This is a genomic window from Nodosilinea sp. FACHB-131 (assembly GCF_014695395.1).
Taxonomy (GTDB): domain Bacteria; phylum Cyanobacteriota; class Cyanobacteriia; order Phormidesmidales; family Phormidesmidaceae; genus Nodosilinea.
The window spans coordinates 144,141-158,434 of record NZ_JACJOF010000027.1 but is presented as its reverse complement, the minus strand read 5'-3'; the positions used below and the strand labels follow the sequence as shown (position 1 = coordinate 158,434).

17 protein-coding genes are annotated in these 14,294 nt (G+C 56.5%); 6 read left to right on the top strand and 11 right to left on the bottom strand.

Going from position 1 to position 14,294, the window contains the following annotated elements:
- Positions 1–22 precede the first annotated feature (22 nt).
- On the bottom strand, positions 23–1,612 hold the full coding sequence (locus H6F75_RS17150; RefSeq protein ID WP_190753674.1) for an NAD(P)H-quinone oxidoreductase subunit 4: 1,590 nt from the start codon (positions 1,610–1,612) through the stop codon (positions 23–25).
- A 168-nt stretch (positions 1,613–1,780) separates the two neighbouring features.
- Positions 1,781–3,862 carry an NAD(P)H-quinone oxidoreductase subunit 5 gene (locus H6F75_RS17145; protein WP_190753673.1) on the bottom strand — a complete coding sequence of 694 codons (2,082 nt, stop codon included), beginning with the start codon at positions 3,860–3,862 and terminating at the stop codon, positions 1,781–1,783.
- A 400-nt stretch (positions 3,863–4,262) separates the two neighbouring features.
- Between H6F75_RS17145 and H6F75_RS17140 the strand changes: the two genes are divergently transcribed.
- Positions 4,263–4,589 carry a hypothetical protein gene (locus tag H6F75_RS17140; protein WP_190753672.1) on the top strand — a complete coding sequence of 109 codons (327 nt, stop codon included), beginning with the start codon at positions 4,263–4,265 and terminating at the stop codon, positions 4,587–4,589.
- 92 nt (positions 4,590–4,681) lie between these two features.
- Here the strand turns inward: H6F75_RS17140 and H6F75_RS17135 are convergent, their stop codons facing one another.
- The gene (locus tag H6F75_RS17135; RefSeq protein ID WP_190753671.1) at positions 4,682–5,260 is read right to left on the bottom strand and encodes a TIGR04376 family protein; all 579 of its coding nucleotides are present in this window, start codon (positions 5,258–5,260) and stop codon (positions 4,682–4,684) included.
- A 514-nt stretch (positions 5,261–5,774) separates the two neighbouring features.
- On the opposite strand from H6F75_RS17135, the gene H6F75_RS17130 reads away from it, so the two are divergent.
- Positions 5,775–5,966: a hypothetical protein gene (locus H6F75_RS17130; RefSeq protein WP_190753670.1), complete on the top strand. Its 192-nt coding sequence runs from the start codon at positions 5,775–5,777 to the stop codon at positions 5,964–5,966.
- A 13-nt stretch (positions 5,967–5,979) separates the two neighbouring features.
- Positions 5,980–6,288: a hypothetical protein gene (locus H6F75_RS17125; protein ID WP_190753669.1), complete on the top strand. Its 309-nt coding sequence runs from the start codon at positions 5,980–5,982 to the stop codon at positions 6,286–6,288.
- 54 nt (positions 6,289–6,342) lie between these two features.
- On the opposite strand, the gene H6F75_RS27785 is transcribed toward H6F75_RS17125, so the two are convergent.
- From H6F75_RS27785 to H6F75_RS17110, 3 genes are all read right to left on the bottom strand, one after another.
- A complete protein-coding gene (locus tag H6F75_RS27785) occupies positions 6,343–7,353 on the bottom strand; it encodes a hypothetical protein (RefSeq protein WP_199303992.1) in 1,011 nt (336 codons plus the stop codon).
- 216 nt (positions 7,354–7,569) lie between these two features.
- Entirely contained in the window at positions 7,570–8,178 is a 609-nt protein-coding gene (locus H6F75_RS17115; protein WP_190753668.1) for a cupin, read from the bottom strand.
- Positions 8,179–8,180: 2 nt separating this feature from the next.
- The gene (locus H6F75_RS17110; protein WP_190753667.1) at positions 8,181–9,005 is read right to left on the bottom strand and encodes a nuclear transport factor 2 family protein; all 825 of its coding nucleotides are present in this window, start codon (positions 9,003–9,005) and stop codon (positions 8,181–8,183) included.
- A gap of 194 nt (positions 9,006–9,199) precedes the next feature.
- Between H6F75_RS17110 and murG the strand changes: the two genes are divergently transcribed.
- Both murG and H6F75_RS17100 read left to right on the top strand, forming a co-directional pair.
- Positions 9,200–10,297 carry an undecaprenyldiphospho-muramoylpentapeptide beta-N-acetylglucosaminyltransferase gene (gene murG / locus H6F75_RS17105; RefSeq protein WP_190753666.1) on the top strand — a complete coding sequence of 366 codons (1,098 nt, stop codon included), beginning with the start codon at positions 9,200–9,202 and terminating at the stop codon, positions 10,295–10,297.
- Positions 10,298–10,309: 12 nt separating this feature from the next.
- Positions 10,310–10,468 (top strand): hypothetical protein, encoded by a 159-nt coding sequence (locus tag H6F75_RS17100; protein WP_190753665.1) that lies wholly within the window; start codon positions 10,310–10,312, stop codon positions 10,466–10,468.
- A gap of 74 nt (positions 10,469–10,542) precedes the next feature.
- On the opposite strand, the gene H6F75_RS17095 is transcribed toward H6F75_RS17100, so the two are convergent.
- The 3 genes from H6F75_RS17095 to H6F75_RS17085 form a co-directional block, all read right to left on the bottom strand.
- Complete coding sequence (locus H6F75_RS17095; protein WP_190753664.1) at positions 10,543–10,920, bottom strand: thioredoxin domain-containing protein; 378 nt, start codon at positions 10,918–10,920, stop codon at positions 10,543–10,545.
- 201 nt (positions 10,921–11,121) lie between these two features.
- Entirely contained in the window at positions 11,122–11,544 is a 423-nt protein-coding gene (locus H6F75_RS17090; protein WP_190753663.1) for a DUF4112 domain-containing protein, read from the bottom strand.
- A 203-nt stretch (positions 11,545–11,747) separates the two neighbouring features.
- Positions 11,748–11,993: a hypothetical protein gene (locus H6F75_RS17085; RefSeq protein ID WP_190753662.1), complete on the bottom strand. Its 246-nt coding sequence runs from the start codon at positions 11,991–11,993 to the stop codon at positions 11,748–11,750.
- Positions 11,994–12,248: 255 nt separating this feature from the next.
- Between H6F75_RS17085 and H6F75_RS17080 the strand changes: the two genes are divergently transcribed.
- On the top strand, positions 12,249–12,842 hold the full coding sequence (locus H6F75_RS17080; protein ID WP_190753661.1) for a DUF1997 domain-containing protein: 594 nt from the start codon (positions 12,249–12,251) through the stop codon (positions 12,840–12,842).
- Here H6F75_RS17080 and H6F75_RS17075 read toward each other — a convergent pair.
- Together H6F75_RS17075 and moaC are read right to left on the bottom strand one after the other, a co-directional pair.
- Entirely contained in the window at positions 12,814–13,632 is an 819-nt protein-coding gene (locus H6F75_RS17075; protein ID WP_190753660.1) for an SAM-dependent chlorinase/fluorinase, read from the bottom strand. The genes H6F75_RS17080 and H6F75_RS17075 overlap by 29 nt on opposite strands.
- A gap of 145 nt (positions 13,633–13,777) precedes the next feature.
- Positions 13,778–14,278 carry a cyclic pyranopterin monophosphate synthase MoaC gene (gene moaC / locus H6F75_RS17070; RefSeq protein ID WP_190753659.1) on the bottom strand — a complete coding sequence of 167 codons (501 nt, stop codon included), beginning with the start codon at positions 14,276–14,278 and terminating at the stop codon, positions 13,778–13,780.
- Between the last annotated feature and the right edge of the window lie 16 nt (positions 14,279–14,294).

Here is a 14,294-nt window from a genome sequence, read left to right as displayed (position 1 = left end):
TGAGTCAGGTAGACAGGTGGTTTTACTGACTTAAAGAAGGAGCCTTGAGCACCGGTAGGGCCGCGACGGGGGCCAGTCCTTCGGCACTGGCTTCGGTGGCTACAAACACCTGACTCAGCCGGGCTGTGAGCTTCTGGGTAGTGGCGTCGTAGATTTGGGTCAGCATTTTGGGATAAAACCCAAAGCCAATGATCGGCACCAGCAGGCAGGCGATGATAAACACTTCGCGGGGCTCGGCATCGGCTAGCACCTCGTGCTCGATCAGCTCCTTGTTCTCTGGGCCGTAGAAAATTTCTCGCAGCATCGACAGCAGATAGATCGGGGTGAGAATGACCCCGATCGCCATAAAGATGACCGTAATCAGCCTAAAGGTAAAGCTGTAGGCATCGCTGGTAGCAAAACCCACAAACACCATCAACTCAGCCACAAAACCGCTCATGCCCGGTAGGGCCAGCGAGGCCAGCGAGCAGGTGGTGAACATGGCGAAGATCTTGGGCATCTTTTTGCCGACGCCGCCCATTTCATCCAGGATTAGGGTGTGGGTGCGATCGTAGGTGGCCCCCACCAAAAAGAACAGACTGGCCCCGATTAGCCCGTGGGAGACCATTTGCAGCACCGCGCCGCTCAGCCCCAGGTTGGTAAACGAGGCAATGCCAATCAGCACAAAGCCCATGTGTGAGATCGACGAATAGGCGATCTTGCGCTTGAGGTTGCGCTGGGCAAAGGAGGTCAGCGCCGCGTAGATAATATTCACGCAGCCCAAAATTACTAGAATCGGCGCGAAGTAGGTGTGGGCCTCGGGCAGCATACCCAGGTTCATGCGAATCAGCGCGTAGCCACCCATCTTTAGCAGAATGCCCGCGAGCAGCATGTGTACGGGGGCCGTGGCCTCACCGTGGGCGTCGGGCAGCCAGGTGTGCAGCGGAATGATCGGCAGCTTGACGGCGTAGGCAATTAGAAATGCAGCATAGAGGAAGAGCTGGAGCCGCAGCGGATAGACCTTCTCTGCCAGCGCCCGCATGTCAAAGGTGATTGTGTCGCCGTAGAAGGCCATCGCCAGCGCCGCCACCAGAATGAACAGCGACCCGCCAGCGGTGTAGAGAATAAACTTGGTGGCAGCGTAGAGCCGCTTCTTGCCGCCCCAGATCGACAGCAGCAGATACACCGGAATTAGCTCTAGCTCCCAGAAGAGAAAGAACAGCAGCATGTCCTGCACGGCAAACACGCCGATCTGGCCGCTGTACATAGCCAGCAGCAGAAAGTAAAAGAACTTGGGCTTAAGAGTTACCGGCCAGGCCGCCAAGGCGGCCAGGGTAGTGATGAACCCGGTCAGCAGCACCAGAGGCATTGACAGACCGTCTACCCCTAAAGACCACTTCAGATCGAGCTGAGGCACCCAGGTGTAGCTTTCTACCAGCTGCAGACCGGGCTGACTAAAGTCGTAGTTGAGGTAGAAGGCAGCCACAATCAACACAAAGTCGATCAGGCCCACCGATAGGGCATACCAGCGGACTGTCTTACCGTTGTCGTCCGGCAAAAACGGTATCGCTATGCAGGCCACCAGTGGCAGCAGCGTAACGGTGGTCAACCAGGGAAAAGTCGCGAGGTCCATAAAGCTGTTTCTCGTCGCGTTCTGCTTAAGAGTGGATGAGTGGATGAGAAGGGAGATGGATGGGAAGGGGCGCGAGGGAAGGGGATGGATAGGTAGAGCAGTTTAGAGAGTGTCGCGGCATCAAACTCATCTACTCATCCACTCTCACACCCATCCACCCTCACACCCTTACGTCACGCCCGACAGCAGCACCAGCCCCAGCACCGCGCCAAATACGATCAGTGCGTAGAACTGAGCCCGTCCATTCTCCAAGTACTTCAACCCTTCGCCCGTTACCAGGGTAACGAGGCCAGCTAGGTTAACGAGGCCATCGACAATGCGGATATCGACTTCGAGCACCTGCTTGGCGAGCTTGCGGCTGCCTTGAACAAAGACAACCTCATAGATGTCGTCGATGTACCACTTGTTGAGGGAGAGGTTGTAGAGGAAGGGGATTTTGGCGGCGATCGCTCTCGCATCAATGGCCTTGGTGCGATACATCAGCCCGGAGATGATGATGCCGACCGTGGCGATCGCCACAGAACTCCCGGCCATCAGCGCAAACTCATTCCAGTCGAAGGCCTCTGCCGTCTCCACAGCCGCTATGACTTCCCCAGGGGGATGGATGAACGCCTCGAAGTAGTTGGCAAAGGGAGTACCGACTAGACCCACCAAGACTGAGGGTACGGCCAGCGCCATCAGCGGAAAGATCATCGACAGCGGCGACTCGTGGGGCTCGTGGGCGTGGTGCCCATGCTCGTCGTGATCGTCGTGCTCGGCATCCAGAGTTAGCTCCTGGGGGTTCATTGCGCCCGGCCCAAGGGACATGCCCATCTTCTGAAACTGGGCCCGCTTGAGGTCGCGGCGAATGCCTTCGTCGTTGCCCCGGAAGCTGCCTTCAAAGGTGGAGAAGTACATGCGGAACATGTAGAAGGCGGTGATGCCCGCCGTCAGCCAGCCCACTGCCCAGAGGGCAGGGTTGACCGCAAAGGTTGCCCCGAGAATTTCATCCTTCGACCAGAAGCCGGCGAAGGGGGGAATGCCGGAGATAGCCAGCGTGCCAATTAGGAAAGTAATGGCCGTGACGGGCATGTACTTGCGCAGGCCGCCCATCAGGCGCATATCCTGGGCCAGCACCGGGTCGTGGCCCACAACCGCTTCCATGCCGTGGATGACGGAGCCAGAGCCGAGAAACAGCATGGCCTTGAAGTAGGCGTGGGTCATCAGGTGAAATAGACCGGCGCTGTAGGCGCCAACGCCCATGGCCATGACCATGTAGCCCAACTGTGACATGGTCGAAAAGGCCAGCCCTTTCTTGATGTCGTTTTGGGTAATGGCGATCGTGGCCCCCATGAAGGCGGTAAATGCCCCTGTGTAGGCAATCACCGTCATCACCGTGGGGATATGCTCGAACACGGGGTACATGCGGGCTACCAGGAACACCCCAGCCGCCACCATGGTCGCCGCGTGAATCAGCGCTGAGATCGGGGTGGGGCCTTCCATGGCGTCGGGCAGCCACACGTGGAGGGGGAACTGGGCCGATTTGGCCACCGGACCCAGGAATACCAGAATGGCGAAGATAGCAGCGACGCTAGCGGGCAAACTGCCCACATTCACCATGTCGGTGAGTCGTTCGCCCATGATTTCGAAGTCGAAGCTGCCGGTGGCCCAAAACAGCCCTAAGATGCCCAGCAGCAGGCCAAAGTCGCCCACGCGGTTGGTGACGAAGGCCTTTTGACAGGCGTCGGCAGCAGGCTTGCGATCGTACCAAAAGCCAATCAGCAGGTACGAGCACATGCCCACCAGTTCCCAGAATACGTATACCTGGAGCAGGTTGGGGCTGATCACCAAGCCCAGCATCGAAGAACTAAACAGGCTCAGGTAGGCGTAGAAGCGCACATAGCCCGCGTCGTGAGCCATGTAGCCATCGGTGTAGATCATCACCAGGAAGGCGACGGTGGTGACCACCACCAGCATCAACGCCACCAAGTGGTCGATGGTGTAGCCCATCTCGATGCGGAAGTCACCCGCCGCGGCCCATTCAAACATGGCCTGGTAGGGAGCGTGGCCCTGCCACTGACTCCAAAAAATTGCAAAGGAAAGCACCATCGCCGCCCCAATCAGGGAGACGATGAAGATCGCCACCGGCTGCCGCAGCTTGCTGGTGGCCTCGCCGTAGGAAATTAGCCCGGTGCCGACTATGGCAGCCCCGATGAGCGGCAGCACCGGTATCAGCCAGGCGTATTGATAAAGCGTGTCTACAGAATCCATCTTGACTGCCTACTCCAAGAGCTTGCGTGAGTTGGCAAAAAACCGCTTACATTCTGACATACCCTTCCTCAAGGAAAAGTCGGCTTCGCAGCAAAGTTGGAGAATCTGAGGCGCGATCGCCGCCAGCTTGACCAACCTTAGAGCCTGTCTGAACCGTAGCCAAAGGCTGCCAAACCCTTGTCCCAGAACCATTCTGGAGACCCACTGGCTTTAGAGCGGGTTTCTTAAGAAAGATATCTAATTCTGTGAGCGATTGGTGGCTGAGAGCAAAATCTCACCCTTGAGCCATAATCAGGGCAACCGCAGTTCTCTATCAATAGTTCCATGGCTGGCCAACTAACGATTTGCTCAGCTCAGTCTCTAGGGCAATCTCTAGAGCAATAGATTTTTTTGGGACGCTATGAAGCTCTGGCTAGTCTGCTTTTTTATCTTGTTTTTTGGGGCTGAAGCAATTCAGTGGTTTGGCCACCTGCCCTGGGTGAGTAACGTTGAGCTATCGCTGCCGCTGACGATCGTGGGGGGCATTGGGCTGGCGATCGCATCCAACTATCGCAACTGGCCCACTCTCGGTCTGACTCCTGCAGAGTCCAAGGTCCACCCCTTGCCCAACCCAACGCCGCCCAGCCCAACGATTACAACTCCAGTGAATGATCCAAAGGTCAGCCGCAAGGTGGATACAATTTCCTTTGAAATTAAGAAGCCCCAGGCGAAGGAGCGAGGGAGATAGAAAATTTTGAGTGCTTAATTTTGAGTTTTAAGTTCTCCGCTCCACAGCCCATTCAAAACTCAACACTCAAAACTTAAAACTTCTCTTCCCCACTACCTCCCCATATTCCGCTTCAGCTCCTCTAGCTCCTGCTCTGTCTCCCACCGCTGAAACGATTCTTCAACCGGATCCATTGTGTTGCGGCCAAAGTCTTCAAAGGGGGGCTTAGCCCAGCCCGTGTCCCAGCTGGTGGTGGTGCGCTGGGCAGTTCGTTGAGCCTGGGTTTCAGCGATTTTGGCTTTGAGTTCGCGACGGCGATCGTGAATTTCTTTTTGCAGGTTGCGAGTTTGCACAATCTGCTCTTTAACACCTTTCATTTGGCCCCAGTACTGGTTGCCCTGACGTAGCAGGGCCGCCTCGCGCTCTTGGGCAGCCTTAACCAAGTCGAGACGGTTAGCGGCTTGGGCGTTTTGAATGCGGCTATGCCAGCGCTGAATGTCCTGGGCTGTGGAGAGAATGCTGTCTTCGAGCTGCTTTTCGCGGCGCTTGAGGTCGCCTAGTAGGTGAATGGCGTCTTGCTCTTGGCCTCGCAACTGGTCTTCTAAACCCCATAGCTCTAAATGAGGGTTAGCTTTGAGAAATTCATCAAGTCGGGTTTCAAGAAATTTGCTCAGGTCTTCAAAGATGCTCATGGTGTAACTCCTGCCGCAACGCCTTGCCTTTCAGAATAGCGGGTTAGTGGTGCAGGCGCTCCTCTAGGTAGGCATAGAAACCCAGCAAAAATCCGAGCAGGGCCGTAGTCAATCATATTAGCCAAAGTACATTTCAAAAGCCCTGTGAGTGCTCAGAAGGCTTGAACCGAAGAAATAATCTGTTAGGTATTCTGATAAAACGTTTTCAAAGAAAAGATGAGGACGAAAAAGCTAAACATAGTTAATTGTTAGAGCCTATAGCTGAGCTTTAACTGCTTTCAAATTCACCTAGTTACGTGTGCCTGATGATTAGGCTATCAGTAAGGTTAAGATGCTCTACGAGCTTGAGAATGGTGATTATATTGTTGTAATTGATCTCAAGGTCAAAGACTTTTTCTAGAAAGTCGTTTTAATTTTTGAGCCCCATAGAGAAAAATTTTGGCGATAGGATGCGATCGCGGCTATTCACCTTTGCTTTATAGATTCTTGTGAATCTGGGGCATAAGCTTAGTAATTGAGCCAACGTTCGGAGCTTTGGGCGGGCAAACTTGCTGTAGGTGAGGCATACCAGACGTGCAACCCCCATCGTCGCCTCAGGTTTAAGGTTTTCTCTGCTACTACGCGATCGCACAGCCAGATCATCGCCCCAGATCTGCAATCGCGATCGCTAAAGCACGCCTACGGGCTTACTCACACCTATCAGTGAGCATCTACTGACTATGAACAAAATTAATTTTTCGCATCGACTTCCCATCAAAACCATCAGTGCCGACATCGACTCCTTCTACGGCCTCAACACCGTGAGCGGTCCCCTGCTTAACCGCACCGTTGCAGCTCCTGAAGGCATTGACGCGAGTTGTGCAGCCATGGGCGCCAAGCAACAGCGCGAAACTGAGATCGCGGCTCTGCTCAAAGCTGCCGCTGAGACTGCTCGCCAGACCAAGGTTGAGGTGTGTGATGCCGTCATCGCTATGCAGGAGTCGTTGCGGGAGAAGGTTGACCCCAACCCCAATAGCAATCAGACCTAGGTCATAGGTACCCAAAAAGGTGGGACGCGCCAGATTTGTCTGCCTGAACTGGTACTAGAAGCGCTGACCGATGAAGATCGATCGCACTTCGCCGTTGCGACGAATTACCACTTCTTCGTTAGAGACCGACACCAGGCTCCAGCCGCTGCTGCCAATGCGCTCACCGATGTAGACCCGCTGGGAAACGCCGCTGATTTCGAACAGGGCAGCCGAGCGATCGCCCAGTTCTAAAATGCCCACCAGGGCGTGAATCGGGTTCGCCGCTACCGGGGCCTGTGCGGGCGCGGCAGGAGACACCGGAGAAGGCGCTCGCACCCCTGGTTGAGGCACCAGCACAGGTGCGCCCGGCGCGGGCTGCTGAGCCGTCTGGTAGGGAATGTAGACCCGCTCAATGACATTGACTGGGCCAGAGCCCAGGCTGCCTACGGTGCCGCCGGCCCCCAGGGGCGGCAGCATGGGCGGCGTGGGAACTGCAACTGCGCCAGGAGCCTGACCGACAACGGTAGTGGTGCCCACTTCGCCCCGCTCAACCTTGCCTGCAATCACTTCTAGCGATCGCTGTAAGTAGGCCAAAAATTCTTCGTCAGACTGCTGTGCCGCCGTTTCGACAGACGATCGGCCCAGGGAAAAGCGGTTGCCCTGCTGGCTAAACCACAGCACTCCCCCAATGCCCAGCAGCGATAGGGCCGTGATGCTCAGCAGCATGCGGTCAAACAGTTTGCCAAAACGGGTTTTGGTTGGGGCTGCCGGGGTGGCAGCGTTGGCATTGTCGGCGCGGAAGAAGTCAAGATCGGTGCTCAGGGGAGCCAGGGATGCGTCTGCCGCTGGAGGATCCACGGGCTCGGCAGTAGTTTCAACAAACGGGGCGATCGCCGTGGACGCTGGCTCTGGTGCCGCCTCTACCGATGCCAGGGCGTCTTCATCGCCGTCTAAAATTTTGTCAACATCGTCAAACAGCTCGGTGATCAGGCTGTCGGCGTAGGTGGTCACCAGGGTATCTGGATCGACTGGGGTCGGCTCCTCGGGCGGCAATGTGGCGGTGCTGCGAGATTCTTCCTGGCTCATAGGTCGATTTATCCTGGCGGTGGCAAAGGGAGAAACGGGCTGCCTGATGGGCGATGTGGGAGGCTCAAACAGGCGTAGCTAAGGGCCAAAAGACGCTTTAGCTGACACTCCCCTGACGGTCTGATGAAGTTTACCCCAACTTGCCAAATCTTTCATCCCGTTGGGGAGAAAGTTAGAGGGGTAGGGGGTGACGTACCACGCCCTACCCCTCACCTCCTAAAAGGGCTTCGCCGTGTGATTCTCTAGGTCAAACTCGTAGCGATCGCTAAAACTTGTTGCCCCGTAGAGGTTAAACGACACAGTGGGCTCGTCACCCAGGGGTTCCACACTGTGAATGGCGTCGGCGGTGAGGGCCACCACATCGCCAGGGTTAAGAACTATTTCGTCGACTAGCTCTAGCTGGTCGGGGAAGTTGGGTTGGGGGGCGCGTCGCCAGAGGCGGTTGCGCTCTTGACCGCCTAACAGCGCCACAATTCCCCAAGCTCCGTGGTTGTGAATGCTTGAGGTGTGCCCCGGCAACCAGGCCACCATCTGCACCGTGATGGGGAACTGGTGCTCGCGGTAAAGGAAATTGACGCTCCAGCCCGTTATAGGGTCGGGAGTGTTGTATTCCATCTGCAGCCAGTAAGAGCTGACCAACAACTTGCGCACTAGAGGGGTAATCGCTTCTAGCCGACTGATGTCGTCGTGGAAGATGTCGAGAATGTCTTCTAGCTCAGTGAGAAATCGGTAGAGGCGATAGTAACGTCCTGGCTCTATGGTTTCGGGCTCGCCGAAGGATCTATAGGTGCCGTCATCGGCAACCAGCCAGTTGTGGTTGGCCATCGCTACTCTACCCGGAGGCGGCGAGTTTCAACGACCATGCCGTCTTCGCGAATGACTACCGTCGAGGCCCAGCGACTGTCGGGCTCGGCGGCGGCAGTGCCGACTTTGTAAAGCCCACCAGAGCTGAGAATGTCGAAAACCACCGGGCGTGGCGCAAAAAAGTCTTCGGCGGTCACGCCTTCTTCGACGGCAACACCCATCAGCGATCGCCCTTCCAGCGGCTCCACCACGATCGTGTCAAAGCTGTAGGATTGGCCTGGGGTGAGGGTAGTGGGTAGCTGCACTTGCAGGGTAGGTGGGTTGGAACCCGACACCAAGCGGTTGGTCTCGCTCAAAATTTCTTGGTAGGCGATCTTGCCGTTTTCCAGGCGCTGGCGCGAGGTGGTATCGGCGGCGAGGGTGAGAGTGCGATCGGGGCGTGTTTGAGTGCCGGTGGCGGTGGTGCGGGTTTCGAGAGTGTAGCTACCGGAGCCATCGGCCTGCCAACTGAGCAGCTCAATGTCGTAGGTGAGGTCGGGATATTGTTGCCAGAGGGTTTCGAGGGTTTGGCGCAATTGGGCATAGTCAAAGCCGGTGTCGCTGTCAAAGCCTTCGCTGTAGAAGGCCATAACGGCATCGAGGTTGCGACTGCTCGCCGCTGTTTCTAGATCGGTCAACAGTTGCTGCACCTCAGCCGGAGCCGCCTGGGCCAAGACCGGTGCGTTCCCTGTCGTGTCTGCATGGGTAACCGGAGCAAAGGCTCCAGTACTCCACAGTACCGCCGCCATCGACACGATTCCTAGACTCCACTGCCGCACCGCCGAGTTAGCCACGCTGAACCGCCCCATTAACCAAAAATACTCCGTCTACCTTATATCAGTTTCTTTACAACCGGCTACGGTAGCCCAGCTGCTCCCCTTGGTACCGCGCGTTTTACGTAAAACTGGATCCGCTTTTGGTAAAAGAACAGAAAATCTAGGGCATAGATTCTGGGCAGGAGTTGGTATAGTCTAGAGGCGTTTTTAGCGTCGAGGGTGTTCCCTTGTCATCTACATCTACCCAAGCGGCAGCTCCCCGGCTGCTGGTGGCCGCCAGCGGTACGGGTGGGCATCTGTTCCCAGCAATCGCCACCGCCGAAGCCCTGCGCCAGGAAGGTTACACCATCGAGTGGCTAGGGGTACCCGATCGCCTCGAAACCACCCTGGTGCCCAAAAACTTTCCGCTACATACAGTGCGCATGGCCGGGTTTCAGGGCCGACCTGGTCTGGGAACGGTGAAAACGCTGGGACGATTTGGCCAAGCAACGGTGCAGGTGCGGCGACTGCTCAAACAGGGAAATTTTGACGGAGTGTTTACCACTGGAGGCTATATTGCGGCCCCGGCGATTATTGCGGCGCGATCGCTCGGTCTGCCCGCTGTGCTGCACGAGTCCAATGCTTTACCCGGCAAAGTTACCCGCTGGTTAAGCCCTCGCTGCACTGTCGTGGCGCTGGGGTTTGACGCGGCCCGCCAGTACCTACCTAAAGCCAGAACCGTGGTGGTAGGCACGCCTGTCCGCGACGAATTTCTGACCCCAGCGCCACCCATTCTTACCGATCCCGCCATTCCCGATAGAGTACCGCTGATTGTGGTTGTGGGCGGCAGCCAGGGAGCCGTCGCTGTCAGTCAGCTAGTGCGGGCCGCTGCCCCGGCCTGGATTGAGGCGGGCGCGTGGATTGTGCACCAAACCGGCAGCAGCGACCCCGACGCCGACAGCTACAGCCATCCTCACTATATTCACCGACCCTTCTTTAGTGCGATGGCTGCCCTCATGCATCGGGCGACTCTAGCCATCGGTCGCTCCGGGGCGGGCACCCTCACAGAGCTGGCTATCTCCCGCACGCCCTCGATTCTGATTCCTTACCCCTATGCGGCAGAAGACCACCAGACGGTCAATGCCAAAGCCTTCGTCGATGCCCATGCCGCTCTGATGTTGAACCAAAGCCAGGTCGTCGCCTCAGAATTTCAGGCCCTGGTGCTTGATTTGCTGGCAGAGCCACAACGGCTGGAGGCGATGGCCGCAGCAGCAGGGAGATTGGCCACTGCTGATAGCGCCACAAAGCTCGCCGATTTGATTCAGCAGGTGGTGCTGAACCGCTAGGTCGTTCTCACAATGGCGAACATGATCGCGGCTGCCTGCTGCGATCGCTACAGTAGTGGGTCTATAACAGCTTGCCAGTCGCTCAGCGTGGAGCTTGACTCCAGCTTGGGCACCGGGCTGCCATTAATGAAGATAGTCGGCGTTGACCAAACCCCGCGACTGATTGCGTAGCGAACAGATGCCTTGGCTCGACTCGCCACTGAACCCTTCTCATCGCTAATCTGCTGGGCCAGAGTGCTATTTTCCTAGGCTGGGTCAAATTTGGCGGTTAGGTCTTCGATCAACTGTCGCAGGTCCTGACGGGTTTTGTGGTCAAACGCGTCTAAAGCATAATTGGTTTGGTGCTGGTACAGGTGGCCCATAAACTGCCAAGCCCGCAGCGGGTTGTCTGCTGCGATCGCCACTGTGGCTTTCGTTAAATCCCAGCTCTGGCGATGGTCGCAGAGCACAATTGGGTGAGCTGTAATGCCAACGCAGTCACCCTCATAGTGATCAGCTACCGCCAGAACCGTGGGCCAAGCTTTTTTAGAAAAAGGACATTCCAGATCGACAAATACCTCCACCTGTACAGGGGCCTCGCCAGATCCCAAACGAAACCCACTTGGACGAGACGGAACAGGCATTGGCATAGGGAATTAATTTCTACAGCGTCTAACGGCAGCTTATGAGACTGCGACTAATTCGGTTACTCTCGCGGGGCAAACTGATGTGTGCAAAAAAAGCACTGCAAAAGGCAGCCGGATCAAGCAAAAATAGACCCGTAGGGTAACTGGTAGCTAAGAACAAAGAGCAATCGAATGGAGCCTGCGATCGCTCTCCCCAAATTACGTGTAAATCTCACCATCCTGAACGCTATTTAAGTTGAGGCTGTCTGCCTCTTCTAGCGCGGTTGACTCGCATTGCAGGTGAGCTTCTAACAGCTTTAGGTTCCGCACGTTCGACTTATAGAAGGCGTCAAACAAATCCCCTACCAGCGGAACAGCTCCCACTACAGCCTCCAGGCCGATGTTAAGAACCATCTGCGCCAAAATGGCCTTGGGCAAACGGAATCGGGCCGCCAAAATAATGACATAGGCCGATACTGCGGTAGCAATCAAATCGCCTAGCCCAGGTATCAGTCCAAGCACTGGGTCCCAGCCGACTTTGAGCCCCAAAACGGGGATTTTGAAAGCCGTATCCATCAATCGGCTGATCCGACGGATGCGGTTTAGATTTCTGAGTTGGGAAGCGGTATCAACAGTATTCATAGATTAATGCTGCCAGCTATGACTGGCAGTTGTCTTACCTCAAAGGGATGAAAAAAGCCCAGTAGGTGCTTAGAGCGCATTTGACAGCGGAATCGCACCTCAGATTGATTTGCCTTTTGTCAAACCCTCAGGCAAGAGATTTTGCTCTTTTTCGGTAAGCCAAGTCCATCCCTGCCCATCAGCCGGTCGAATTCAATCTTGAGCTACTTGGCTAACTGAGTGGCCTCGGAATGAGCAGTGGTCCAAGCCGTCAGCGGCTGGAGGCTAAAGCCAACAACCTGATGCCCACGGCAGTAGAAACCCAGCTTGGGGCGGACTTCAAAGGCGGGGGTAGTGTCTTTCTGCGCTTCGGCTTCGGTGTAGAGCCAGTAGCCCTGAGGTCCGGCAACAAGCTGCACCGGAGTTTCTTTAGTGCGCGAAATCAACACGTGAGTAGGGGTGAATGTCATTGCAGTCTCCTTGGGTGCAATCGACCCTGAGTGAGTAGTAACTCTATGTAACGTCTTCTCAGATAAACTCGCGAGCCGGAGAGCCGAATCTCGTCGGGGAGGATCTCCCCATCCGCCTCTAGGTAAAGTCTCTCAAGGTGCCCAACAGTGCCTGACGAACACCACGAATCCTGAAAGGCATACTAAATTGTTAAACAGAGGTTACAAAACTTCATCTGCCCCTGGTCGTACCCCGTTTTCAGGTAGCTTTCATTTATGAAAGAATTCCATGCCAGCCAAACCCTGCGCCTGCGAGTGCCCAATGAGGCGATTCCCATTGAGCACTACCTGCGGCAGCCCCAGCGCCTGGTGCAGGCGATCACCGACCCGCGCCGTATTGAGGTGCTGGGCGAGGGCGTGTATCGGCTCAGCCTGCGGCCTCTACAGTTTTTTGGCATCAGTATTGAACCCACCGCCGATCTGCGGGTGTGGAGCCTGGCTGACGGCACTTTGCGGCTAGAGTCTGTAGCCTGTCGCGTCAAAGGCCCTGACTATCTCAGCTTTGTGAATGATTCCTTTGGCATGGCCCTACAGGGCACCCTCACGCCCCGGCGCCAGGCCACCCATACTGAACTCCAGGGCCAGGCCGACCTACAAATTCATTTAGAACTACCGCCGCCGATTCGCTTTATGCCCGCTTCGGTGCTCGATCGCACCGGCAAAACCTTTTTGAGCGGCATTCTTGGCACCATCAAGCACCGCATTGAGCGACAGCTGGTGGAAGACTACCGCGCCTGGGTAGCCACCACCCATCGCCAGCCCCAGGTTGGCGCTCAGGGGGCTATGCAGGGTCGCACTGTGCAGGGTTAGCGCTCAGGGTCAGCTCGACGCGATCGCCTACCGCCAGGCCAAACTGCTGTTGGGCACTGCCCTGGTTCACCGCTAGTTCTACAAAGCCGTGGCTGCCCACCAGCGCCAGTCCTTGCCCAGGGAGAACGTTTCCATAGGTCTGGCCGCCTGGCAGCGTTCGATTCCCTAATGTCACAGTCCAGTCACCAGAAGCCACGGCGCTGGCTGGGATAGTTGTAGCGGCATTACCGAAGCGATCGATGTACTGAACTGCGCCTATCCATCCCGTGGCTGTGGCGATCGGAGCCTGCAAGGGGAGGTTAATGAGGGATTGGGGATCGATTCTGGCTCCCAAGTCAGCTATCGACACGCCATTGGCCAGGTGAGCCGCCACTGGAGCAAAGATGTCGCGTCCGTGGAAGGTGGTGCTGGGGTTGGGCGATCGCCAATAAGCCACATTTGTCAGCTCTACCGCGTTCAGAACGCCTTGATTCTCCTGGCTGTCACGTTCCCAAACGCCGCTGAGTACCCCATTGTCTGGCCCGACGAAAGTGCCTCGGGAGGTCTGCACCGCCACCGCCCGCCGCTGGGTGCCTACACCTGGATCGACCACCACCAGGTAAATAGTGTCCGGTGGCAGGTAGGGATGGGCGCTGAGCAGAGTAAACCACGCCGCGTAGAGGTCTTGCGGCGGCAGGTTGTGGGTCAGGTCGATGAGCTGGGCGGTAGGGGCTAGCGTAGCGATAACGCCTTTCATGACGCCTACGTAGCTATCTTGAAGTCCAAAGTCGGTGAGTAGGGCAATGCGCATAAGATCGCGGAATTAAGAGGGCCAGTGGCTGAGCGGGGTCGTTTGTCTTTCCGATGGGCTGACTGTACACTTGCTCTGCAACCGCCAACGCGAAGCGTCCTTAGAAAGGAAAGCTGCCAGGCCTGGACTCTTTTCAGAGCAATGACTACGCCTCTGCTTTGTAGTCGCCCGACTTGCCGCCGGTTTTCTTCAGCAGGCGAATGCTGCGGATCTCAATGGATTTTTCTAGCCCTTTGGCCATGTCGTAGAGAGTAAGGGCGGCGACGCTAGCGGCGGTGAGGGCCTCCATTTCAACCCCAGTTTCGGCCTTGATTTTGACCGTCGCCTGAATGTGGTAGCCAGGCAGCGCTGCATCGGGGGTAATTTGCACCTCCACCTTTTGAATGGGCAAGGGGTGGCAGAGGGGAATGAGGTGAGCGGTCTGCTTGGCCGCCATAATGCCTGCAATGCGAGCTGTGGCCAACACGTCGCCCTTGGGGGCGTTGCCTGCTTCAATGGTCGCCAGCGTCTCGGGCTGCATGACAACGGCGGCGATCGCCACCGCTTCCCGCACGGTCTGAGCTTTAGCGGCCACATCCACCATGTGGGCCTGTCCCTGGGTATCGAGATGGGTGAGCGCGGCCGATGCTAAAGGATTTTTTGTCATGGGTTCAAACTGTGCA